Below are 23,031 nucleotides of genomic sequence, written 5' to 3' on the forward strand. Positions count from 1 at the left end.
GACGGCGGCCCATTGCTGGAGTAGCGGCGGCGAACGCGAAGGATTTATGCGATGGATGCAAAGCTGAGTGGAGGATCGGACAGGGCGCGGGCGCTGGCACTTTTCTCCGCCGTCGTGGAGGGCGGCAGTTTTTCGGCGGCCGGACGCGCCCTCGACATGAGCCCCTCCGCCGTCAGCCGCGCGGTCGACCGGATCGAGGCGCGGTTGGGGGTCAGGCTCTTGCTACGGTCGACCCGGGCGCTGTCTCTCACCGCGGAGGGCCAGGCCTATTTGCAGGCGGCACGCCGCATCCTGACCGACCTCGACGATGTCGAGCAACAGATCGCAGACCAGGGTGCGCCGCGCGGGCGGCTGCGGATCAACGCCGCGCTCTCTCACGGCCGCCTTTGCGTCGTGCCGCTGCTGGGGGAGTTCGCCGCCCGCTTTCCGCATATCCTGATCGACATCGCGCTCAACGACGCGCTGGTGGACGTCGCCGGCGGACAGGCGGATGTCGCGATCCGCTTCGGTCCCCTGCCGGACAGTTCGCTCACCGCCCGAAAGCTGGGTGAGACCCGGCGCGTGATCGTGGCGTCGCCGGAATATCTGGCGCGACATGGACGACCGGAAGTTCCCGAGGACCTGCACCGCTTCAACTGCCTCAACTTCAATTTCCGTCGCGTGGAGCCGATCTGGCCATTCCGGAGAGAGGGGCGGGACTTCGCTTTGTCCGTCGCAGGCAATATCGAGGCGAACAACGGCGAGACCCTGGGCCAGCTGGCGGCCGCGGGCGTCGGCATCGCCCGGATCGGCCGCTTCAGCGTGGAAACGGAGATCGCCGACGGCAGGCTCGTGCCGCTTCTCGAGGAATTCAACCCAGGCGACGTGGAGCAGATCCACGCGGTATTTGTCGGGGGCGTCAGCACGCCGGCTCGCGTCCGCGTCTTCGTGGATTTCCTCGCGGTGCGCTTGCGCTGACTAAGGGCGGCCAGGCGCGGGCGGGGCCAATTCGAAGATATGGACGGTCGGACCCGCGCGCTGCCCCTCGGCGGGGGTAATGACGGCGCGAAGCCTGCCGCCTTGCGTGAGCGTTGCATATCGGCGCCATTCGGTCGCGAAATCGGCCTGCGCGTCGCGATAGCGGTCATAATGGGTCAGCACCGCATAGCGCGCGCGGCAGCTTTCGAGGCGCGGCGGGGGGACGCTCGCCAGATCGACGATCGGACTGCCCGACCGTAATGTTTCCACCTCGGCATAGCGGATTCGACCCGCGAGCATCGCCCGGGCATCGACGCATCCCGCACTGCCCAGTGGAAACAGCAATTTCCAGGGTCCGTCGACCAGGTCGAGCGCCGCGTGCTCGACAAGGATCGTCGCGTCGGACGGAACATGCGCGCGGACCCACGCCGAGGCGAGCTGGCGGGTATCGTTCGCGCGCGCGACGGCGCGATCCTGCACCGGCGGAAGCATCGGCAGGATCAGGAGCAGGCCGGCGACCGGCTCGACGAGCCGCAACGGGCGGCCCGTCCAGGCGCGCGCCATATCCGAAAGTGCGTGCACAGCGTGTCCCGCCATGATCGCGACGAAGGGCAGCAGCGGCACCAGCCAGCGCTCCCAGCGCAGCGCCTGGATCGAGATCAGTACGGCGAAGGCGCATACGCCCGGCAACAGCGCGATCGCCGGCCCGCGATTGCGCCGCGACAGCAGGATCGCGCCGAAAATGGCCAGCGCGACAACGGCCGCGCCGAACGATCCGGACAGCGAGCGCAGATACCATCCGATATTGTCGAGCAGACCGCCTCCCGTCGATCCCGGATGCACCGGCCGCGCCTCCCCGGTCAGGTTTCGAACGACCGCGGGATAATCGAGCAGCAGATAGGGCGAGGCCAGGAACAGGGTCGCCACGGCCGCGCCGGTGAACAGGAGCAGGTTCCGCGCTTCGCGCTTCCCTTGCCCGATGCGCCAGATTCCGGCGACGATGGGGCTCAGAGCGATCGTCGCGGCGGGCCATTTGGTGGCGCAGCCGAGTCCGACGAAGATGCCGGCCAGCAGAGTGTCGCGCAGCCTGCCGTTCTCGGCGATCGAGAGCGAGGAAGACAGGCAGAGCAGCATGAAGACGCTGGCCTGGATGTCGGTGCGAATGAGCTGCGAATATTCGATATGCACGGCGTTGACCGCCAGGAAGGCCGCGGCCAGCAATCCGGTTTGCGTGCCGCCGATCCGCCGGCCGAGCCGCCACGTCAGATAGACGCAGACGACCCCGCAGGCCGCGATGAGCAGCCTGGCCGGAAGGAACAGGATGCCCGGATCGGCATAGACCGCGCGCACGAACGCGTCGGTATCGGCATAGCGGCCGGTGGCGATGCCGATACTGCCGACGATCAGGTCGATCAGCGCGAGGCAATAGAGCGTGATCGTGCCCGGGTGACCGAACCAGCCGGGGTTCAGGCTGTTGTTCCGCAGCATCTCGATCGCGGTCATCATGAACAGCGGTTCGTCGGGGTCGTTGAGCGCGGGAAGCCCGAAGCCGATCCCGTGAACGCGCAGCCCCGCCGCCGCCAGCAGGATCGACAGCAATATGCCGCGTTGCGTCCAGGAATCGCGGATCCGCTTACGGGCTGGGAGGAAGGATAACGTCATCGTGCTGAAGTGATGACGTGGAGTGACGATGCGAACCGTAATCCTGGCCGGCGGTCTGGGCACCCGGCTCGGCGAAGAGACGTCGGTGCGGCCGAAGCCGATGGTCGAGATCGGCGGCATGCCGATCCTCTGGCATATCATGAAAATCTATTCGTCGAGCGGTTTCAACGACTTCGTCGTGTGCCTCGGCTATAAGGGCTATCTGATCAAGGAGTTCTTCGCGAACTATTTCCTCCACACCTCCGACGTGACGATCGACCTGCGCGGCGGCAACGGCATGGAAGTCCATTATGCCCGCAGCGAGCCGTGGCGGATCACTTTGGTCGAGACCGGCGCGACGACGATGACCGGCGGGCGCCTGGCTGCGATCCGCCCCTATCTCGATCCCGATGAGCCGTTCTGCTTCACGTATGGCGACGGTGTCGCTGACATCGACGTTGGCGCGCTGGTCGATTTCCACAAGCGGCATGGACTGCGCGCGACGATCACTTCGGTGTCGCCGCCGGGCCGCTTCGGTGCGCTCGAGTTCGATGCGGGCAAGGTGGTCGACTTCAAGGAGAAGCCTGCGGGCGATGGCGGCCAGATCAATGGCGGGTTCTTCGTCGCCGATCCCTCGGTGCTCGATCTGGTCGACGGTCCGGATACCGTTTGGGAGGCCGGGCCGCTCGAGCGGCTGGCGCGCGGCGGGGAACTGATGGGATACCGCCACGACGGTTTCTGGCAGCCGATGGATACGCTGCGCGACAAGATGTATCTCGACGAATTGTGGAAGACGGGCAACGCCCCGTGGAAGCGCTGGTGAACAGCTGGCGCGGGCGCCGCGTGCTCGTGACCGGGCACACCGGTTTCAAGGGCAGCTGGCTAAGCCTGTGGCTCAACGCCCTAGGCGCCGAAGTCACCGGCTTCGCCTTGCCGCCGCCGAGCGAACCGAGCCTGTTCGCGGCAGCGCGCATCGACCAGATCGTCCACCATGTCGAGGGCGACATCCGCGATCTGACCGCGGTGCGCGCGGTTGTCGAGGCATCACGGCCGGAGCTGATCTTCCATCTCGCCGCGCAGCCGCTGGTACGCATTTCCTACCGCGAGCCGGTCGAGACCTATGCCACCAACGTGATGGGGACGGTGCATCTGCTCGAGGCAGCGCGCCGCGCGCCCGGCGTTAAGGCGATCGTCTGCGTCACCAGCGACAAATGCTACGAGAATCGCGAATGGGTCTGGCCTTATCGCGAGAGCGATCCGATGGGCGGGCACGACCCCTATAGCAGCAGCAAGGGGTGCGCGGAGCTGGTCGCGGCGGCGTATCGCAGCTCGTTCTTCGCCAATGGGCCCGCGCTTGCCACAGTCCGCGCCGGCAACGTCATCGGCGGCGGCGACTGGGCCGAGGACCGGCTGGTGCCGGACCTCGTCCGCGCCTTCGAGGCGGGCGCCGCGCCGCTGATCCGTTCACCCGATGCGGTGCGGCCATGGCAGCATGTGTTGGAAGCTCTAGGTGGTTATCTCCAGATTGCGGAGCGACTGCTCGCCGGGGAACGCCAGTTCGCCGATGCGTGGAATTTCGGACCTTCGGATGACGATACGCGGCCCGTTTCGTGGATCGTCGAGCGGATGCGCGCGGCTTGGGGCGGTGCGCCGCAGCCACAGGCCGATCATGGTTCGCGGGTGCACGAGGCAGGCCTGCTGCGACTGGACTGCTCGAAGGCGCGGGCGGCGCTGGGTTGGCGGCCGGCGTTGAACCTCGAACAGACGCTCGACTGGATCGTCGCCTGGCACAAGGCGACCGGCCGCGGGGAGGATGCGCGCGCAGTCACCCTCGCGCAGATCGCCGCTTATTCGGCCGCCGCCAGCCAGGGTTCGCTGTCCGTCGCAGCCTGAGCCGGGGCGGTCGCCAGCGTGAGCATGTTGCCCAGCCGCAGGCCCAGCGAGACATCGGGCAGCGGTACGAGGTCGAGCTTCAGGCCCAGCGTCCACGCCGCCTGGCGCACGAGGAACGGCAGCGGGAAATAGTTGCGGCTGCGCGTCACCTGTACTCCCGCATAGCCGGCGCGGCCGAGCAACGCGGTGATCGTCGCCGGATTGTAGAGCTCGGGATGCTGGAGGCAGAAGGGCGGCCAGCGCGTGCCCATCACGCGGCGCAGCAGCGACTTCTCGTTATGCGTCACGATCAGCAGCGTGCCGCCGGGCCGCAGCTTGGCGCGGATCTGCGTCAACATCGCCAGCGGGTCGAGCAAGTGATCGAGCACATGCACCATCACCGCCAATCCCACCGAGCGATCGGGCACGGGTGACAGGTCGTCCATGTCGGTGAGCAGGGTCGCCGGTTCGCCTCCAGCCGAGGCGCGGAGCGTGTCATGGATCGCGCGGTTGGGTTCGAACAGCCAGAAATGCTCGAAGCTTCCGCGTGTCGTCGCCTCGCGGACGATATGGCCGGCGTCCGGTCCTATCTCGAGATAGCCTCCGTCGAACTCACCTCGGACCGCGTCGAAATAGCCTTTCTGGGTAGCCGCGATGGCATCATTGGAGACGATCTCCATGTTGGGCGCCATGCTCGAATAGAGTTTTCCGAGCCGTTCGCGATCGAAGAATGCCGGGTTGTAGAGCAGCCCGCAGCCGAGGCAGCGATGATAGGTGAAGAAGCGTTTCTCGCTGAACAGGCCGGACCAAAAGGGGCGTAATGCCTCGACGGTCATGGTTTCGGCGCGAACCGGGCTGTGCGCTTCCTCGCGCGTGTGGCTGACGCCGCAGGCGGGGCAGGCGCGCTGGAGGAATTCGCTCATACGAGGCCCCCGGCGGATCGGAAGGTGACGCGGCTATGCCAGAACCAGCTGCCGAGGATCAGAAGCGCAGTGAAGCCGAGCTGCGCGATGATCGGAGGCACGCCGCCGAGCTCGACCAGCAGCGGCAGCGCAGCCCAGTTCGCGGCGTAGTTGAACAGGTAGAAGCCGGAGAAAGTACCGAACTCGCGCGCCAGATTGCCGCGGGTACGAAACACGCCGATCTTGTAGGTCGCGAAAGCGAAACACAGGCTGATCGCCTGCGCGACGCCGAGCGCGATCAGATAGTGCGTGTGGAACGCGGGAACGCTCCACAGCAGCAGCGGATAGATCGCCAGCCCGAACGCGGTGTTCGCCGCGCCGGCGAGCAGGAAGCGCAGCGGACGCTCGGCGCGAGCCATCATTCCTCCTCCAGCAACGCGATGCGCATGTTCTCGCGCAGCGTTTCGCGCGGCAGGAACGGCGAGAGGTCTTCCAGCGGCGGCGAGGTTATCCGACCATCGGGGTGCGCCTTGGCGCTGAGCTTGGGAGCGAAGGCGACATGCTCGTCGACCATGATCTCGCAGACCACCGGCCCTTCGGCGGCAAGTGCGTCGGCGATCGCGCCGGGAAGTTCGTTGTGCGATTCCGTGCGGAAATAGGCGAAGCCGAACGCCGCCGCGACCTTGGAGAAATCGGGGAAGGTGACGTTGCTCTTGGGCCCGCCGCCGACCTCGACGCCGTTGAAGAAGTTCCGGTGCGTCTGGAAGATGGACACGTAACCGTTATTGTTGATCAGGAAGACCTTCACCGGGAGGCCGTAGCCCGCGATGGTCTGCATCTCCTGCAGGTTCATCATGATGCTGCCGTCGCCGGCGATCGCGATCACGCGCTGCTTGCCGCCGGTCGCCGCGCACACCCCGATCGCGGCGGGAAGGTCATAGCCCATCGTCGCGCAGCCGGAGTTGGTCCATAGCCGCTGCCCCCGCTTGATCTCGGCGACCTGGAAGCTGACCACGCAGGCGCTGCCGTTGCCGGTGACCACGACATCGTCTTCGCCGAGCTGCGCGAACAATGCGTCCATCGCGGCATAAGGATGGATCGAGGGACCGTGGTCGCGATATTCCGGCAGCATCGCGGGGAAGCGCCGGACGCGCTCGCGCGACCATTCCAGCCATTCCTGGTGTTCCGGCGTCGGCCCCGCATAGGGCGCTTCGACCAGGGCGGGGATCAAGTCGGCGAGGTCCGCCACGACGGGCATATCGGGCGACACGGTCGGCTTGCGCAGCTCCACCGGATCGATGTCGACCCAGATCTTGTACGCCTCGCGCGCGAAGGTCTTCCAATTGTAGCTGACCTGGCGGATGTTGAGCCGGCTGCCGAGTATCAGCAGCAAGTCGGCGCTTTGCGTCACCATGTTGCCGCCGCGGTCGCCGACCGTGCCGGGCCGCCCGGCATAGAGCGGATGCGCGTTCCACAGCACGTCATGCGCGTTCCAGCCAGTGACGACCGGCACGCCGAGCTTCTCGATCAGCCGGAGGAAATCGGCATGCGCGCCGCTCAGCCGCACGCCGCTGCCGGCGAAGACGACAGGGCGCTCGGCCGCCCGGAGCTTCTCCAGAATGGTAGTTGCCGTCGCGCCGAGATCGGTCGCCTTCCACGGCTCGTCGAGCTCGGCCGGATCGAACCCGGCAAGCTGATCGGGATCGATCTTCGCCGCCTGGACGTCGAGCGGAATGTCGAGCCACACCGGACCGGGCCGGCCGGACGTGGCGAGGTAGAGCGCCTTTTCGAGATGGTAGCGGATGCTGAGGGGGTCGAGGACCATCGTGACGTATTTGGTTATCGGGCGGACGAGCTCCTCGATGTCGAGCTCCTGATCGCCGAACTGGCGCAAGGGCAGGCCGGTGGCGCGGACAGTGGTTTCGGTCTTCACCTGGCCCGAGATCACCAGCATGCCGATCGAATCGACATAGGCGCCGTAGACGCCGGTGATCGCATTGGTGCCGCCGGGCCCCGACGTGACGTTGACCACGGCGAGGCGGTTGGTCAGCCGGTAATAGGCCTCGGCCGCCATCGACAGCGCCTGCTCGTGATGGGTGAACGTCGTCCTGAGCTTCGAATGCGTCCCGAGCGCGTGGTTGAGGTGCATCGCGCCGCCGCCGGTGAGCATGAAGACATGGTCGATGCCGTGCGCGGCGAGCCGTTCGGCCACCCAGTCGGCGAGCTTCACTTTAGTCATGGTTTCCATCCGTTGGAGAGCGCGGTGCGGCGGATCGCGTCGTCGAGGCTGGTCGTCGCGGTGACGCCGAGTTCGGCGCGAATGCGCGCGGTAGAGGGTACGTAGCGACCGGGGTTCCAGCCGGGGTCGGGCTTGCCGAGGATCTCGACGCCGGGGCCGCCGAGCAGCGACGCGGTGCGGCGCGCCAGTTCGGCGATCGACACCGCTTCTTCCGAACCGACATTGCAGACCGCGCCGGGCTTGCCGGCAATGAGCAGCGTCCACAGCCATACGGTGAGGTCGGCGGCATAGAGGTACGAGCGTACGGCCTCGCCCGATCCCACGACGCGGATCGTCCGCTTTTGCATCGCGTCACGGATGAAATTGCCCGCGGCGAAATGGGTGTCGAGCGAGAGGAGGGGGCCGAGCAATGCGAAGATGCGCGCGCTGACCACATCCAAGCCGAATTGCTTCGCGTAGATCGCGCAGAGCATCTCCGCGGCGCGCTTGCCCTCGCCATAGGCCGAGAGCGGGTCGCAGGGATCGGGGCCGCCGCGCCAGTCCTCGGCGACGTGCGTTATGTGCTGTGGCTGTGCGCCATAGACCGCGCCCGAGCTCAGGAAGAAGAAGCGTGCGCGGCAGTCCGTGGCAAGATCGAGCGCGCGCCGGGTTCCCTGGACGATCGTGTCGAACATCCGGCGCGGGTCGTTGGCGTTGAGCGCTGCGCTTGCATCGGTCGCCGCGTGGATGACATGCGTATAGTCGTTGGCAGGAGTGGTGAAGCTCGTCGTATCTCCGGCGACAAGACGGAAGCGTGCGGCGAGGTGCGGCACGCGTTCGGCAAAACTGTCGGGATCGCGGCTGAGCAAAGTCACTTGGGCATCGACGCTCGAGCGGGCCAGCGCTTCGAGCATCCAGCGGCCGATGAATCCGGTGCCGCCGGTCATGAAGATCCGCGCCCCGGAAAGCCGCGGCCAGAGCGGCGCGAGCGCCTTATCGATCGCCGCGAGGTCCTGTCCGAAGATCATGCCGGCGCGAGCCCGAGCGACGGGCGGTGCGTCCGATGGGCGCGGACCACCCGGACGATGCTGTCGAGCGCGAGCGCCCAGAGGATCAGCGCCACCAGCCCCGGCCGGACGAAATGGCCGACGGCGAGGCCGAAACTCGGCGTCACCGGCTGGCCGCTCAGCCAGCTGTTGGTGGAGAGTTCGAGCACCGTCGACAGCGGCCAATCGGTGACGAGGCACAGCAGATAGGCACAGACGATCGCGACGATCGGGCCGACACCCTTCCACGGCTCGAGCAAAAGGAGGAAGAGCAGGAAGGTCTGAGTGTAGCCGCCCGGCGACTGCGTCACGAGATACGCGGCGAGCAGGATCGTCGATATGCGGTGGAGGGGAAGGGCCTTGGGCTGGAGCCATGCGCCCGCCAATGTGAGCAATGCGATCGCCTGGCTGGCGCGGATCACGATGGGCACGAGGAACTCGATGTTCTCGACGGTGCGCGAGGGTACGAACTGAAGTATCGGAATCTGCGAGCCGCGGACCAGCAGCAAGGGCGCGTAGCTGGTCGAATAATGGATCTCGTTCCACACCTGCCCGCTCTGGAAGACGACCCAATTGGCGGTGTTCGCCACCAGCTCGACCGGCGTGCCGGCACCGACGATCGCCAGCGTGACGAGATAGAGGAAGATCGTGGCGATCCCCGCCAGCTCGAGTGCGCGCCAGTCGCGCTTCACCGCGTGGGCGAGCACCGGGAGCAGCAGATAGGGCTTGAAGTTGATCGTCACCGCTTCGGCCAGCCAGCGCCACGGTCCGCGTGTGACGAGCGGGCCATGGGCGATGACGAAGCAGGCGAAGGCAACGAGGATGAGGTTGCCGCGCTCGAGCGTGAAGAGGAGCGGCAGACCGAGCCCGAAGGCGATCGTGCGCATCGGCGCGGTGCGCGGATCGGCGCGGCGGAAGCTCAGCCAGACCAGCACCACGTCGAGCACGTAGAAGCCGAGTATCGTCGCGGTGCCGAGCCAATCGCAGTCGCGGGCGTAGAACGGTGACTGGAGATAGCAGCCGGGCAGGCTGAACAGGTCGAGGAACACGAACGACAAAGGCGGGTAGATGCTCCGCCACACGTCATAGGCGCCGGGGCGGTTCGCCCAGAAAGCGGTGTTGAACCAGTCCATGAACGTGTCGTTGGTGTCGAACACGAAGGGTTGCGGCAGATAGCCGGTCGCGCGGAACGCCATGGCGGTGGAGACCACGCTCGCCACCACGGCGAGTGCGAGCAGCAGCTCCGGCAGGAGGCGCAGGCGCCCGTTCACGGCCGCCGGATCAGGGTGCGCGCCGCCGGCCGGGCGCGATCGGAGGGGAAGTTGATCCGTTCGGCCTCGATCACCAGCGGCACGTTGCGGCTGCGCTCGGCGAGCACGCGGACCTGCTCGCCGATCAGGCCGAGGAACAGGAGCAATATGGCGAACATGCCGAAGCCGCATGCGAAGCCGAACAGTGCGAGGCAGGATCCCCCCGTCACCGTCGCGATCGTCGCCGCGACGAGCAGCGGCAAGGCGATCCCTGCGGCGAAGAACGCGAGCAGGATCGGCAGCCGCAGCAGCGACTTGGCCGATCCGGCGAGGCCCGACAGCGCGAAGGAAGCCAAAGCGGCGAAATCGTTCTTGCTCGTTCCAGCGGCGCGCTCGGGCCGGTCGACGGGAATTACGGCCAGCCGGAAACCGCTTTCGACGAGCATGCCGCGGAAGAAAGGCTCGGGTTCGTTCCACGCTGCCAGCGTGTCGATCACTTCGCGATCGTACAGGCCGAAGCCGGTAGCGCCGGGGATCACGGGATAGTCGCCGAACTTGCGCAGAAAGGCGTAGCCCAGCCGGCGGGTGGCGCCGAGCAGTGGCGAGGCGCGCTCCGAGCGCCGCTGGCCGAGCACGACCTGCGCCCCCGCGCGCCACTGACGGACGAATTCGCCGATCATCGCCGGCGGGTCCTGGAAGTCGGCGCACATGCCGATCACTGCCGCGCCCTCGGCCTGGTAGATGCCATAGGTCGGCGAGCGCATCTGGCCATAATTGCGATTGTTGAGGATCGCGCGGATCCGCGGGTCTTCGGCGCAAAGCGTGCGCATCAGGTCGCGGGTGCCGTCGGTCGAGTTGTTGTCGATCAGCACTATCTCGTGCGAGCGGACGTGCCGCGCCGCCTCGACGGTCACCGCGGCGCAGATCGCGCGCACATTCTCCTGCTCGTTGAAGCAGGGGATGACGATCGACAGTTCGGGCGTCATTGCGCGGCCTTGGGACGCAAGCGCAGGTCGATGCCGGTCGCGGGGGCATAGACTTCAGTGAACAGCGCGAGGGCTATCAGCAGCGCCAGCAGCGCCACTGCGGGAATGTTGTACTTGCGCTCGGAATCGAGCCGCGGCGCCTCGATCAGCTGGACGTCCGACGCGGTCTCGGACGCCAGCGTCTCCACCGCGACTTCCTCGGACGAGCGTGCATAGACTTCGTACAGCGCCTGCGCGAAGCGATAGTCGCGATAGAGGTTTAGATACTCACCCGAAACTTCGGACAGGCCGGCGACATTAGGACCAGCGACCCCGGCGCTCGGGCTGGCGGTCCGCGCGATCTGGCCGCGCAGCGACGCGACTTCGGACTGCACCGCCTGGAGCTGGGGGTTCTCCTCGCCCTGGAAGCGTTGGAGCGTCTGGAGCTCGACCAATTTGGCCTGCAACTGCGCCTCCAGTCCCGCGCGCAGCGACAGCGCCGAGCCGAGCTGCGCCTCGGGTTCCGCCAGCTTATTCCGGCGCCGGAAGCCATTGAGTGCGGCTTCGCTCTTCACGACGCGGTCTGCCGCTTCCTTGAAGCGCTCCTGCACTACCTCGCGCTTGCGGCGGACTCGGTCGCGGCCCAGCGCGATGATCCGGTCGCTGATCGCCTGCACATAAGCGCGCGTCATCGCCTCGGCCTGGCGCGGATCATGGGTGCGGACCTCGACTTCGACGATCCCGCCGGTCAGCGAGTGGATGTCGGCTTTCTTCCCCAAGGCGACGCGGGCGCGATCCTGGCTGGCATAACCTCTCGGACCGACCAGCTTGAGCTTCTGGATGACGGCATCGGTGACTTCGGTGCCGCGCGCGATCGCGAGGTACATGTCGATCGGCTGCTTGGCGCCGCCGAACAGCGCCGCGAATCCCTGGAGCTGCCCGCCCAGCGCATTCATCATCGAGCCGAGACCGATGCTGTTATTGTCCTGCGGCACCAATTTGGCGCGGGCGACATAAGGCTGGGGGAAGACGCATAGGACTGCGAGGAGCACCGCCAGCACCGCATAGCCGATCCGGCGGCGGCGCGGTTCCTGTACGAACGCGATCGGGCTCAATCCGTCAGCCCCTTGATCGTGGCCGCGCCGACCAGCCCGCCGAATAGGCTGCCCGTGATGTCGCGCAAGCGCGCCCAGAACTCGCCGCGATTGGCGTCGATTGGGACGTAGACGAGGTCGCCGGGCAAAGCGGGTGCGCGCAGCACGCGCTTGCCGTCGGCCAGCACGGTGCCGTTGGCGCGCACGACGAAGACTTCGCCCTTGTCGCCCATCTTCTGCACGCCGCCGGCCAGCCGGACGAAATCGCCGATCGTGGCGCCATCGCGATAGGCGAAGGAGGCGGGTGTCGGCACCGCGCCGAACACGCCGACCGTCACCGGGTGCGGGGGCACGTAGATGGTGTCGTTATTCTCGAGGATCAGGTCGCCCGGAAGCGCGGTTGCAGTCACCGGCAGGTCGAAGACGAGGCGCCCACTGGGTTTGCGTTCGCGCAGCTGATCGACGATCGAGCGGACCAGGGTGAGATTGGCGGGCTGGACCAGCTGGGCGCGATTGGCCGAAGTCACCGGCTGCGAGGTCAGCAACAATTCGACATCCTCGACGGCGCGTTCGAAGCTCTGCTGCTGCTGCGCCTTGACGCTCTCGCGGGTGATGACGCTGGCATAGGGAAAGGCCTGTGCGGTCAGCCCGCCGGCCTGCGTCACCACGTCGGCGAGGCGCGTACCCGGCTTGAAATAATAGCGGCCGGGCTTCGATACCTCGCCGCTGATCGTGACGAGCACCGCCTGTTGCTCGAGTGGGCGGGCGATGCCGACATTGGAGAGCACGCGGACGATGTCGCCACGGCGCGCCTTCCGGGTCGCCGCTTCCGACGCGCCCAGTTCCTCCCAGCCCGTCTGTCCGCGGCCGAGCGAATCGAACACCATCAACCGGCTCGCGTCCGCCACCGTGTTGACGCCGCCGGCATAGAGGATCGCGTCATTGAGCGTCTCGCCGGGAGCTAGTTCGAAGATCGCCTCGCGATTCACGCTGCCGATCACTGCGACCTGCTCACCGGCCGGGGCGATATAGAGCACGTCGCCGTTCTGGAGGACGGCATCGCCGCTGCGGTCGCCCTTGAGCAGCAGATCGTAGAGGTCGAAGTCCGAGACGACCCGACCGCCTCGGCGCAGCTGGATCGAGCGGAAGCTTCCGCCCGCGGCCGGCCCCCCCGAAGCCAGCACGGCGTTGACGAGCGTCGACAGGCTGCCGACCGTGTACGAGCCCGGCGACGCGGCAAAGCCGGTGACATAGACCGTCACCCCGTGCAGGCGCCCAACCGCAACCTCCAGCTGAAAACCGCGATACTGCCGTGAAACCCGGCGCGCGATGACGTCGTGCACGTCGCCATAGCGCACGCCGCCGACGGTGATCGCGCCGATGCGGGGGACGAAGATGCGCCCCTCGCTGTCGATCGTCAGGCGGAGGTTGGCTGCCTGCACCGAGCCGGTGAGGCCGAGCAGCAGTTCGTCGCCCGGGTTGAGGCGATAGTCCGGTGGCACGGTCGCGCTCGGGCCGGCAGTGAAGTCGCGCGCGCCGGGCACGAGCAGGTCGGCGCCGAAGCGCCTGAGCGGCGTGCCGGCCGCGGCGGAGACGAAGTTCTCGAATTCGCTGGGCGGTGTCGGGGGCACTGGCCGGGTGGCATTGTCCTGCGGCCGATCAAGGGCGCCGCGCGGATCGGGCGCGAGGACACCGATGACGGTCGGTTGATAGGGTGCGGCCTCGGCCTGCGGGACCGCGACCTGCGCCGCGGCGGCGCGGCGGCCGAGCGGGTCCGCTTGCTGTTGCTGCCCCGCCGCGACCGGCGAGGCGAGTTGGGCAGTCGCGGGCAAGGGTGCGGCGGCGAGCGCGCAGCCGGCCAAGAGCTTCCATCGGGAAATCATGCGGCGAGACGATCCTCTTCGACCAATCCGGCCGCGGGGTGGAGAAGGACATCGGCGGCGCGCTCCCACAGCCACGGGCTGGCGGCGGCGAGCACGCCGATGCCGCGGCCGCCGACGCGCCACGGCGAACCATCCCAATGCGTGACGAGCCCACCCGCCTCGGTGACGAACAGCGCACCGGCGGCGTGATCCCAGGGAAGGATGCGCTGGAACAAAGCGACATCATCCTCGCCGTGCGCGAGGCGCGGATAGCTTGCGGCGGCGCAGCGGGGGACGGGGACGACATCGAGGTCGAGATCAGCCCGGGCGTGCACCCGCGCGCGATGATCCGGGGCTAGGAAATGGGTGCCGAGCGCAGCGCGCGGGCGTGGCGCGCCGCTCGGACGGGCACGAACGAGGGCGCCGTCGCAGGTCGCGCCCATCCCGCGCACGGCGTGGCACATCCGGCCGTTCAGCGGATCGAGGATCCAGCCGGCGACCGTGCTGCCATTCTCGACCAAGGCGACCATCATGCCGAACGGCGCACGGCCGCCGGCGAAGTTGGCGGTGCCGTCGAGCGGGTCGATCAGCCAGACCAAGCCTTCGCCGACGCCGTCAAGCAAGGCCGGATCTTCCTCTGCCGCTTCCTCGCCGATGATCCGTGCGCCGAGCCCGAGCGCCGCCAGTCCGTCGTGCAGGCGAAGCTCGGCCTCGCGGTCGACTATGGTGACGACTTCGCCCGCGCTCTTGATGGCGATCTCCGCGTCGGCGAGGCCGCGGAAGCGCGGCATCATCACTTCGGCGGCGACCATGCGCATCAGCGCCGAGACCTCTTCGTGCAGCGGCATCGGATCAGGCAGCCGCGCTGGCGAGACGATCGGCCGCCGCGTCGGCGCTGCGCTCCTGGATCATGCGGATGCGCGACGAATCCTCGTCCGCAATCGCGCTATAATGATCGCGCTTGTTCTCCAGCCAGGCGAGTTCGAATGCCACTGCATTGGCGATGCCTGCCTCGAACGACGGCGAGGTGGCCGCCGCGCCGTCGAAGATCACTTTCCGGGTCTCGAACCGGTCCAGCCGCACACTGCGGATCTCGCGCAGGGCAGGCCCTGCTTCGACCGCGATCGAGCCGCCGACCACGAGCGTGAGATCGTGCGTGGCGCAGGCCTGCGCGACCCGCAGCACGGCGTCGGTGATCTGGCGATCGTTGATCGCGTTGCGCGGCAGCCCGCGCGAAAGGGTGAAGTCGACGCGGCCGAAGACGATTCCGTCGAGCTTTTCCCTGGCGATCGGCAGCATCGCGCCGAGATTGCGCAGCGTCGCCTCGGTCTCGAGGTTGAACAGGAACTGCGTGCCTTCGGGATTATCGCCATAGGTCTTGGCCCTGGCCTCGGCGAACTTGGTGAGGGCGTAGGGTGTCTCGACCATCGGCGCGATGACGTGATCGACGCCGTAGAGCTTCGAGGCGAGCAGGTCCGACACCGCCTCGCAGCCGCCGATCTTGAGCGCGACCTTGAGATCGGCGCGATGCGCGAGCTCGAGCAGGCGCAGGAACTCGTCGGGTCGCGTGCCCTCGGCCTCGAATTCCGCCTTGACCGCAACGACGCCATAGCGGTCGCGACCCATTTTGAGCATGTCGAGCATGCGGCGTTCGGTGGGGTTCATCCTCGCCTCCCTGGCTGAAAAAGCATGTACTGGCAGGGAGTGAGACGGAGCTTGGGCGGGCTTCCCGCAAGATTTCGGCAGGCGGAATTTTTTTCGTTCCGGGCTTACGGGTCGTCCCGAACGGCTCCGTCAAAACAATGATGCCCGGCCTGTTGCCTTTCCACCTGGTTCTGTTGCTCTCGTCCTCCCCGGACTCTGAGCCGGTGGCGCCGGGCATCACCGAACTCCCCGGCGGCAGCCGTGCGGCTTTCCGCGGCGGCGATGCCGATATGCCCGCGCCCGTCCCGGAGCCGCAGGTCGAGGCGGAACCTCGGGATGTGCCGGAACCGCGCGTAACCCTTCCTCGCCTGTCCTCGCGTTTCGGAAGGCGAGGGGATCCGTTCCGGCGGGTGGCTGCAATCCACTACGGCGTCGACATACCCGGCCGCATGGGGACTCCGGTGCTGGCATCCGCACCCGGCGTCGTACGCTTCGCCGGCGCTGCGGGGAGTTACGGCGAAATGGTCGAGATCGATCATGATGGCGCGCTGGCCACGCGCTATGCTCATCTGTCGAGAATCCTCGTGCGCCCGGGGACGCGCGTCGAGCAGGGGCAACCCGTCGCGCTGATGGGATCGACGGGGCGCTCGACCGGCAGCCATCTCCATTTCGAAGTGCGTGTCGGCGGCCGTGCGGTCGATCCGCTGGCGTATCTGGGCGTCTCGACCCCGCAACCGGTCAAGGCTTGGATCAAGGCGGATACGCCCCATATCTCGGCCTTCGCCCGGGCGCGCGCCGGACAATCGCAAGGACGCGCCTTCTGAACCGCTATGGAATCTCCTTTGCAGCAGGCCGGTCTTCGCGTCCCGAACATTTCAGGCCGTCAGCGGCTCATATCGTGCCGCGTTCGATGAACCGCGACGACGAGATCAGCGGGCTCCAGCGCGTTATCCTGAACGAACGCGGCCGGCTGCTCCGCTTCCTCGCCGCGCGCGGGTTGAGCGACGATGCCGAGGACGCGCTGCACGATCTGTGGCAGCGCGTCGCGGCCGCGCCGGCCCAGCCGATCGCGGATCCGCTTTCCTATCTGTTCCGCGCGGCCGAGAATCTGGTCCGCGACCGTCGCCGCTCGATGGTGAGCCGAGATCGGCGGCACCAGGACTGGCACGAGACCAGCGTGCCCAGCGAAGAAGCACCCACCAGCGAGCGATCGCTCATCGCCCGCGAACGCCTGCGCGAAGTCCATTCGACGCTTGCGGCGTTGGGGCCGCGAGTCGAGCTCGTGTTCTGCAAATGTCGGCTCGACGGGCTCGGCCAGGCGGCGATCGCCCGCGAGCTGGGGGTCAGTTTGAGCTCTGTCGAGAAGGATCTGCAGAAGGCGTATCGCGCGCTCGCGCAATTGAGGGCGCAATTCGATGCGGAATGATCGCCTCCGCTCCGTCATAGGGACATCATGGCGATGAGCGCACAGCAGCTGGAACTCGCGGAGGCCGCTCGGCTCTGGGCGATTCGCGTCCAGGATCCGGCGTTCGCCGACTGGGACGGCTTCACCGAATGGCTCGAGCGCGATCCGGCGCATCTGGGTGCCTATGAGACGGCGCTTGCCGACGGCGCCTGGGGAGCCGAGCTGCTCGCGTCGGCGCCGGTCGAGGCGCCGCCGCGGCGGAACTGGTGGCTTCCCGCCGGCGCGGCCGCTGCGGCAGCTATTGCGGTGGTCAGCGGCTGGGCGGTGCTCGATCGCGATGCGCCGGCGCAGCATATCGCGACCGCGCCGGGCGAGCATCGCACGATCGATCTGGCCGACGGATCGAAGCTTGCGCTCAACGGATCGACGCGAGTCACGATCGATCCCGATACACCGCGGCAAGTGGTGCTGGAGCAGGGTGAGGCGCGGTTCGAGGTCCGGCACGATGCGAGCGATCCCTTCGTCGTGCTGTCGGGCGGAGCCCGGCTCGTCGATGCGGGGACGATCTTCAACGTGGTGCGGGAAGGCGACGCGCTCGAAGTCGGCGTTGCGGAAGGCGCGGTGATCTACGAACCGGGCGCAAACGAAGTGCGGCTCGCTCCCGGCGATACGTTGCGGCGTTCAGGCAGGGGCGCGAAGCCGGTGCTCGGCCGGGCGAAGGCGCAGGCGATCGGCAGCTGGGCGTCCGGCGAGCTGCAATATGACGAGCCTTCGCTCGAAGAGGTGGCGCGCGACCTGACGCGCAGCCTGGGCAAGCCGGTGCGGACCACACGGGGCGCCGAGCGGATTTCCTTCACCGGGACGCTGATGCTGCAGGGCACGCCGGAGGAAGTGCTGGCGCGCGCGGAACCGCTGCTCGACGTCAAATTCATTGCAACTGGGGAAGGATGGACGATGTCCCCGGCCCATGGTCCGCCCCGCTAGCCCGCTCGCCCTGATCTGCTTGATGGGGACGTCTCCCGCGCTTGCGCAGGAGCGAGCGGCCGAGGTCGACATCGGTACATCGCGGCTCGATGCGGCGATCAAGCTGCTGAGCCGCCAGACGGGGGCCAGCATCGGCTTTCGCGATACGCAGCTGGCGAGCACCCCGGTGCGCCCGGTGCGGGGGCGGTTCACTGCCTCGCAGGCGCTCGAGCGGATGCTGCTCGGGACGGCCGTTCGCGCGCGGCGGGTCGCGCCGGCAACCTATCTCATCGAACGCTTTACCGCACCCGCGGTCGTCAGGCGTCCACGTCCGGCACCGAAGCCGACGGTACAGGCGGAAACCGCGCCGCCCGCGGAAGAGATCGTAGTCACCGCCACCAAGCGCGATATTCCGCTCGGCGCCTATCCGGGCGGGGTCCAGATCGTAGACGGATCCGCGCTTTCCGCGGCCGAGGGCCTGCGCGGTACCGAGGCCATCGAGGCGCGGATCGCCAGCGTGGCTTCGACTCATCTCGGCCCCGGCCGCAACAAGCTCTTCATCCGTGGCATCGCGGATTCGAGCTTTGTCGGCCCGACCCAGTCGACCGTCGGCCAATATTGGGGGAACAGCCGGATCACGTACAGCGCGCCCGATCCCAATCTTCGGCTCTACGACGTGCAGAGCGTGGAGGTGCTGGAAGGGCCGCAAGGCACGCTCTACGGGGCCGGATCGCTGGGAGGCGTGGTGCGCGTCGTGCCGCGTTCGCCCGATCTGCGAAACTTCGAAGGCGCGGCCTGGGGCGGGGCGATGGCAGTCCAGCACGGCCAGCCCGGCGTCGACGGCGGCGCGATCCTCAATATCCCGCTGAAGGAGGACGTGATCGGCCTGCGGGCGCTCGCCTTCGGATCGGTGGAGGGCGGCTATATCGACGACGTCCAGCGCGGGCTCGAAGACGTCAACCGGGTCCGCACCTTTGGCGGACGCGCGGGCCTACGTGTCGATCCGGGCGACGACTGGACGGTCGACCTCAATGCCGTGGGGCAGCGCATCGACGGCGACGACAGCCAATATGCCGAGCGCGGCGTCGGCGAGCTCGATCGGGCGAGCGGCATCGCCCAGCCGTTCCGTAACGATTACTGGCTGGTCGACCTGGTCGCGCGCAAGGATTGGGGCGCGCTCGAGCTGACATCGTCGCTCGGCTATGCCGGGCAATATGTGTTCGAGCGGTTCGAAGGACCGGCGCTCGCCGATGTGGCCGATCCCACGGTCCGCCCGACCGTCAGTGCCTCCACTGCGGCCTATTCGCAGGCCAACCGTATCTCGATGGTGACCGGCGAAGTGCGGCTCGCCCGTCGCGGCGTCCACGGGACAGGCTGGCTCGTCGCGGCGAGCCTGCTGCACAATCGGGCGCAGACCAATCGTCGCATGGAAGTGTCCCCCTTCGATATACCGCTTACCGGCGTCGCCAATCAGGTCGAGGAAGCGACGCTCTATGGCGAGGGGACAATCGAGCCGCTCGATCGACTCACGCTGACGTTCGGCGGCAGGCTCACGCATGCGCGACTCTCGGGAAGCTCGGAGGACGTGGCCGAGTTGCTCGCCTTTCGGGTCGATCCCGGTGCGCGCGCCTCGCGTTCCGAGACGCGCCTCCTGCCGTCGATCGCCGCGGCATATCGCGCGGGGAACCGGCTGACATTGTTCGCGCGCTACCAGCAGGGCTTCCGGCCCGGCGGCATTGCCGTTCGCCGCGAGTTCATTCAGCGCTTCGCCGGCGACCGCGTCTCGACGCTGGAGGCGGGCGCGCGCTATCGCAGTCCGGCGCTCGATCTCGCACTCAGTGCTTCGGCGACGCATTGGACCGACATCCAGGCCGATCTGATCGACGGCTTCGGTTTTCCGACCACCGCCAATGCCGGCGATGGCCGCGTCTTCTCGATCGGCATGGTCTCGCGTTGGCGCCCGGTCGCGGGGCTGGAGTTGGACGCGGCCCTCTATCTCAACAACAGCAAGGTCACCGAACGCGCCCTGGTGGCGTTGCCGGCGGAAGATCTCGCTGCGACGACGGAGATGCAACGCCTGCCTAACGTGGCGGATGCCACCGGCAGGATCGGCATCGCCTACACCCGGTCGCTCGGCGACGGGCTGGATCTCGTTGCGAACGGCTATGCCCGCTATGTCGGCAAGTCGACGCTGGGGATCGGGCCGATCCTCGGGCGGCTGCAGGGCGATTATGTCGATACCGGCTTCGAGGTGCGCATCGGCGAGACGAAGCGCGGGGTGAGCCTCGCGCTCACCAATCTGCTCGACTCGCGCGGCAATCGCTTCGCGCTCGGCTCCCCCTTCCTGGTGCGGGACCGCGACCAGACCACACCGCTGCGGCCGCGGAGCATAAGGCTGGGCTTCGACCTGGGGTTCTGACGCCGAGTGGGTCGATACTTCTGCGAGTGCCTCCTGCCTCAAGTCCTGAATCCGCACCGGCCGATCAGGCCATCCGAATGTCCGGGGGTGGCTGCGATGTTGCCGGGAGATTTCTGAAATATTTCCAGGAAAGAAGCCGCACCTCGCTCCCCCGCCTATAATTTGAAAACAGGGCGGGATCGTAAAGAATTGACGGGGTGGAATCGTGAAATTGCGCTATTTTTTGCTCGCATTTTCGGCAATCGCAAGTGTGCAGCCGGCCGTGGCTCAAGTATCCGGCGAAACCTTGCCGGCGACGAATAGCGATGATTCCGTGCCACGCGATGATAAGACATCGCATGCTCCTGCGCAGGAAGTGTTCTCGACGGGCGTCGCCAAAGGACGCGATCGGCTCGACAGCGCAACGTCGACCAGTGCACTCAAGGGCAGCGAGGCCGAAAAGCTCGGACCGCGGCCGCTGGCCGACATCCTGCGGGCGATGCCCGGCCTCCGCGTCGAATCCGGCATCGGCGAAGGCAATGCGAACTACACGGTGCGCGGCCTGCCTCTCGCGGCGGGCGGCTCCAAATATATGCAGATCCAGGAGGATGGCCTCCCCGTCGTCGAGTTCGGCGACTTCTTCAACTTCGCTGCCGACGTGTTCTCACGCGCCGATTTCAATCTGGCGCAGATCGAGACGATCCGCGGTGGCTCGGCTTCGACTTTCGCGTCGAATTCGCCCGGCGGCCTCATCAATCTCATCTCGAAGACCGGCGAGGTCGAAGGCGGCGCCGCCCAGTTCACCAAGGGACTCGATTATGGCGAGAACCGCTTCGACATGGATTACGGCGCGAAGCTGAGCGACAGCGTGCGTTTCCATGTCGGCGGCTTCTATCGCTGGGGAGAGGGCCCGCGCGACATCGGCTTCACCGGCTACAAGGGTGGCCAGATCAAGCTGAACATCACGAAGCAGTTCGCAAACGGCTATATCCGCCTGCACGGCAAATATCTGGATGATCGCTCGCCGACTTTCGCGCCCTATTTCTTCAGCCTGACCGGCACCAATGACGATCCCGTGATCGCCAACCTGCCGAACTTCGACATCCGCAAGGATTCGGTACTCTCGCCGCATATCGGCCCGGTCGTAACGCTCGACGGGAAGAACGAATTGGCCCGCTTCGCGCTCGCGAACGGCATGCATCCGGTCTCCAAGTCCGTCGGGCTCGAGGCGCAGTTCGAGTTCGGCGGCTGGACCTTCACCAACCGCGCCCGCTACTCGGCGAGTTCGGGCGATTTCCTTCGCGTGTTCCCCAACACCGCCGACACCGTTGCGGCCTTTTCCGCCTCGCTTGCCGGCGCCGGCGCGAGGGCGACCTACGCGACCGGTCCCAATGCGGGGCAGATCGTCCCCGCGAACGCCAATGGCAACGGCCTGCTCGCGCTCTATTACATGGCCGAGACGCGGGCCCGCAATCTCAACAACTTCACCAACGATTTCCGCGCGACCCGCATCGCCCGGGTCGGAGGCGGCAATCTCACCGTCACCGGCGGCGTCTACAAGGCGATCCAGAAGCTGCGTTCCGAATGGCTGCACTCGTCCTTCGTCGCCGATGTCGCCGGCGACGCCGAGACCGCCATGGTGAACGTGACGAGCGCCGCAGGCGTCCCGCAGACCAATGGCGGCTATTATGCTTATGGGCGTGGTCGCACCAGCAAGTTCCGTCGCATTTTCGACGTCAAGTACGACATCACGGCGCCTTACGGCTCGATCAACTATCATGTCGGCAAGATCGCGATCGGCGGCAGCCTGCGCTACGATATCGGCCGCGTGCGCGGCTCGCTGTTCGGCGCGGACCTGGGCGGGGGCCGTGTGGGTCTGATCTCCTACGATATGACCGGCGATGGCGTGCTGACCGCGCCCGAGCGCAGCGTCGCCTATTTGCCGCTCTCCCAGCCGGCACCGGTGAACTATGATTACGCCTATCTCAGCTACTCGGCGGGCGTGAACTATCGCATTGCCGAACCGCTCTCGTTCTTCGCCCGCTACAGCCGCGGTGCCCGCGCCAATGCGGACAAGATCCTGTTCACGCCGGTGGTCAGTACCGTGGACGGCAGCGCCAGCGACCAGGACAAATATGACGAGGTGCGGCAGCTCGAAGGCGGCATGAAGTTCCGCAAGGCGGGCGCGACGCTGAACGCCACCGCCTTCCTCGCGCATGCAGACGATCACAACGTGCTCAACGGCTCGGCGAACCAGACCATCCGGGCCTATCGCGCTTATGGTCTCGAGCTGGAGGGCGGTTACCGCCATGGTCCGTTCAGCCTCACTGCCGGCGCCACCTACACCAAGGCGAAGATCACCGAGGACAAGCTCGATCCGACCCTGACCGGGAAGGAGCCGCGTCACCAGCCGGCGTGGACCCTGCAAGCTACGCCGCAGTTCGAAACCGGCCAGTTCACGGTCGGTGCCAACGTGATCGGCATCACCAGCAGCTATGCGCAGGACAGCAATCTGCTGAAGATGCCGGGCTTCACCGTGGTGAACGGTTTCGTCCAGTTCCGCCCCGCCGATCGCGTGCAGCTCATGGTGAACGCGGCCAATCTGTTCAATACCACCGGGTTCTTCGAGATCTCGCAGAGTACGGTGCCGGCGAACGGCCTCGGTTCCGGCCGCGCCATCAATGGCCGCACCGTCTCCGCCTCGCTCCGGTACAATTTCTGATCGAGCGCGCGGCGTGTGCCCCGAAAGGGTCACGCGCCGCGCGCTCGAGTCAGGGGCCTGAAGCATCGGCTTTCGGTGCCGGCGCGCTAAGA

The 23,031-nt window shown here is 67.0% G+C and carries 19 protein-coding genes; 8 read left to right on the forward strand and 11 right to left on the reverse strand.

Translation table 11 applies throughout. From position 1 onward, the window contains the following. Positions 1-51 precede the first annotated feature (51 nt). Positions 52-957: a LysR substrate-binding domain-containing protein gene (locus ASE13_RS17395; protein WP_056619174.1), complete on the forward strand. Its 906-nt coding sequence runs from the start codon at positions 52-54 to the stop codon at positions 955-957. On the opposite strand, the gene ASE13_RS17400 is transcribed toward ASE13_RS17395, so the two are convergent. Next, complete coding sequence (locus ASE13_RS17400; RefSeq protein ID WP_162254712.1) at positions 958-2,619, reverse strand: ArnT family glycosyltransferase; 1,662 nt, start codon at positions 2,617-2,619, stop codon at positions 958-960. Positions 2,620-2,647: 28 nt separating this feature from the next. Between ASE13_RS17400 and rfbF the strand changes: the two genes are divergently transcribed. Together rfbF and rfbG are read left to right on the forward strand one after the other, a co-directional pair. Continuing rightward, entirely contained in the window at positions 2,648-3,421 is a 774-nt protein-coding gene (gene rfbF, locus ASE13_RS17405) for a glucose-1-phosphate cytidylyltransferase (protein WP_056619180.1), read from the forward strand. Further along, positions 3,418-4,491 (forward strand): CDP-glucose 4,6-dehydratase, encoded by a 1,074-nt coding sequence (gene rfbG, locus ASE13_RS17410; protein ID WP_235537030.1) that lies wholly within the window; start codon positions 3,418-3,420, stop codon positions 4,489-4,491. Before rfbF ends, rfbG begins: the two co-directional genes overlap by 4 nt. Here rfbG and ASE13_RS17415 read toward each other — a convergent pair. From ASE13_RS17415 to ASE13_RS17460, 10 genes are read right to left on the reverse strand one after another with little or no spacing between them, the layout of a single operon-like run. Continuing rightward, positions 4,446-5,393, reverse strand: a complete 948-nt coding sequence (locus tag ASE13_RS17415; RefSeq protein ID WP_056619183.1) for a class I SAM-dependent methyltransferase — start codon at positions 5,391-5,393, stop codon at positions 4,446-4,448. The genes rfbG and ASE13_RS17415 overlap by 46 nt on opposite strands. After that, positions 5,390-5,791, reverse strand: coding sequence for a GtrA family protein (locus ASE13_RS17420; RefSeq protein WP_235537031.1), 402 nt, complete (start codon positions 5,789-5,791; stop codon positions 5,390-5,392). The genes ASE13_RS17415 and ASE13_RS17420 overlap by 4 nt, the downstream gene beginning before the upstream one ends. Further along, complete coding sequence (locus ASE13_RS17425; RefSeq protein WP_235537032.1) at positions 5,791-7,611, reverse strand: thiamine pyrophosphate-binding protein; 1,821 nt, start codon at positions 7,609-7,611, stop codon at positions 5,791-5,793. The genes ASE13_RS17420 and ASE13_RS17425 overlap by 1 nt, the downstream gene beginning before the upstream one ends. Beyond that, positions 7,608-8,618, reverse strand: a complete 1,011-nt coding sequence (locus ASE13_RS17430; RefSeq protein ID WP_056619193.1) for an NAD-dependent epimerase/dehydratase family protein — start codon at positions 8,616-8,618, stop codon at positions 7,608-7,610. Before ASE13_RS17430 ends, ASE13_RS17425 begins: the two co-directional genes overlap by 4 nt. Then, positions 8,615-9,907, reverse strand: coding sequence for a hypothetical protein (locus tag ASE13_RS17435; RefSeq protein ID WP_056619196.1), 1,293 nt, complete (start codon positions 9,905-9,907; stop codon positions 8,615-8,617). Before ASE13_RS17435 ends, ASE13_RS17430 begins: the two co-directional genes overlap by 4 nt. Further along, positions 9,904-10,872, reverse strand: a complete 969-nt coding sequence (locus ASE13_RS17440; RefSeq protein ID WP_056619198.1) for a glycosyltransferase family 2 protein — start codon at positions 10,870-10,872, stop codon at positions 9,904-9,906. The genes ASE13_RS17435 and ASE13_RS17440 overlap by 4 nt, the downstream gene beginning before the upstream one ends. Next, a complete protein-coding gene (locus ASE13_RS17445; protein WP_056619202.1) occupies positions 10,869-11,966 on the reverse strand; it encodes a hypothetical protein in 1,098 nt (365 codons plus the stop codon). Before ASE13_RS17445 ends, ASE13_RS17440 begins: the two co-directional genes overlap by 4 nt. Next, on the reverse strand, positions 11,963-13,828 hold the full coding sequence (locus ASE13_RS17450; RefSeq protein ID WP_056619205.1) for an SLBB domain-containing protein: 1,866 nt from the start codon (positions 13,826-13,828) through the stop codon (positions 11,963-11,965). Before ASE13_RS17450 ends, ASE13_RS17445 begins: the two co-directional genes overlap by 4 nt. Further along, positions 13,825-14,655: an inositol monophosphatase family protein gene (locus ASE13_RS17455; RefSeq protein ID WP_056619208.1), complete on the reverse strand. Its 831-nt coding sequence runs from the start codon at positions 14,653-14,655 to the stop codon at positions 13,825-13,827. The genes ASE13_RS17450 and ASE13_RS17455 overlap by 4 nt, the downstream gene beginning before the upstream one ends. 4 nt (positions 14,656-14,659) lie before the next feature. Further along, positions 14,660-15,472 (reverse strand): aldolase/citrate lyase family protein, encoded by an 813-nt coding sequence (locus ASE13_RS17460; RefSeq protein ID WP_235537033.1) that lies wholly within the window; start codon positions 15,470-15,472, stop codon positions 14,660-14,662. Positions 15,473-15,861: 389 nt separating this feature from the next. Here ASE13_RS17460 and ASE13_RS20310 point away from each other — a divergent pair, with 389 nt between their 5' ends. The 5 genes from ASE13_RS20310 to ASE13_RS17485 all read left to right on the forward strand — a co-directional run bounded on the left by ASE13_RS20310 (position 15,862) and on the right by ASE13_RS17485 (position 22,939). Next, positions 15,862-16,275 (forward strand): M23 family metallopeptidase, encoded by a 414-nt coding sequence (locus ASE13_RS20310; protein ID WP_235537034.1) that lies wholly within the window; start codon positions 15,862-15,864, stop codon positions 16,273-16,275. Between the two features lie 86 nt (positions 16,276-16,361). Beyond that, positions 16,362-16,877, forward strand: a complete 516-nt coding sequence (locus tag ASE13_RS17470; RefSeq protein WP_056619212.1) for an RNA polymerase sigma factor — start codon at positions 16,362-16,364, stop codon at positions 16,875-16,877. A gap of 33 nt (positions 16,878-16,910) precedes the next feature. Further along, positions 16,911-17,840: a FecR family protein gene (locus ASE13_RS17475; protein WP_162254713.1), complete on the forward strand. Its 930-nt coding sequence runs from the start codon at positions 16,911-16,913 to the stop codon at positions 17,838-17,840. Continuing rightward, on the forward strand, positions 17,824-20,238 hold the full coding sequence (locus tag ASE13_RS17480) for a TonB-dependent receptor domain-containing protein (RefSeq protein WP_235537035.1): 2,415 nt from the start codon (positions 17,824-17,826) through the stop codon (positions 20,236-20,238). The genes ASE13_RS17475 and ASE13_RS17480 overlap by 17 nt, the downstream gene beginning before the upstream one ends. A gap of 205 nt (positions 20,239-20,443) precedes the next feature. Further along, the gene (locus ASE13_RS17485; RefSeq protein WP_056619219.1) at positions 20,444-22,939 is read left to right on the forward strand and encodes a TonB-dependent receptor domain-containing protein; all 2,496 of its coding nucleotides are present in this window, start codon (positions 20,444-20,446) and stop codon (positions 22,937-22,939) included. Positions 22,940-23,031 lie beyond the last annotated feature (92 nt).

Source organism: Sphingomonas sp. Root241, from assembly GCF_001428865.1.
Classification (GTDB): domain Bacteria; phylum Pseudomonadota; class Alphaproteobacteria; order Sphingomonadales; family Sphingomonadaceae; genus Sphingomonas.

Bases quoted from the DNA above. Each gene is read 5' to 3' on its own strand.
- ASE13_RS17420 (WP_235537031.1), bottom strand. From the start codon at position 5,791: ATGGCTCGCGCCGAGCGTCCGCTGCGCTTCCTGCTCGCCGGCGCGGCG.
- ASE13_RS17450 (WP_056619205.1), bottom strand. From the start codon at position 13,828: ATGATTTCCCGATGGAAGCTCTTGGCCGGCTGCGCGCTCGCCGCCGCA.
- ASE13_RS17455 (WP_056619208.1), bottom strand. From the start codon at position 14,655: ATGCCGCTGCACGAAGAGGTCTCGGCGCTGATGCGCATGGTCGCCGCC.
- ASE13_RS17395 (WP_056619174.1), top strand. From the start codon at position 52: ATGGATGCAAAGCTGAGTGGAGGATCGGACAGGGCGCGGGCGCTGGCA.
- ASE13_RS17470 (WP_056619212.1), top strand. From the start codon at position 16,362: ATGAACCGCGACGACGAGATCAGCGGGCTCCAGCGCGTTATCCTGAAC.
- ASE13_RS17460 (WP_235537033.1), bottom strand. From the start codon at position 15,472: ATGAACCCCACCGAACGCCGCATGCTCGACATGCTCAAAATGGGTCGC.
- ASE13_RS17400 (WP_162254712.1), bottom strand. From the start codon at position 2,619: ATGACGTTATCCTTCCTCCCAGCCCGTAAGCGGATCCGCGATTCCTGG.
- ASE13_RS17415 (WP_056619183.1), bottom strand. From the start codon at position 5,393: ATGAGCGAATTCCTCCAGCGCGCCTGCCCCGCCTGCGGCGTCAGCCAC.
- ASE13_RS17425 (WP_235537032.1), bottom strand. From the start codon at position 7,611: ATGACTAAAGTGAAGCTCGCCGACTGGGTGGCCGAACGGCTCGCCGCG.
- ASE13_RS17440 (WP_056619198.1), bottom strand. From the start codon at position 10,872: ATGACGCCCGAACTGTCGATCGTCATCCCCTGCTTCAACGAGCAGGAG.
- rfbF (WP_056619180.1), top strand. From the start codon at position 2,648: ATGCGAACCGTAATCCTGGCCGGCGGTCTGGGCACCCGGCTCGGCGAA.
- ASE13_RS17480 (WP_235537035.1), top strand. From the start codon at position 17,824: ATGGTCCGCCCCGCTAGCCCGCTCGCCCTGATCTGCTTGATGGGGACG.
- ASE13_RS17475 (WP_162254713.1), top strand. From the start codon at position 16,911: ATGAGCGCACAGCAGCTGGAACTCGCGGAGGCCGCTCGGCTCTGGGCG.
- ASE13_RS17430 (WP_056619193.1), bottom strand. From the start codon at position 8,618: ATGATCTTCGGACAGGACCTCGCGGCGATCGATAAGGCGCTCGCGCCG.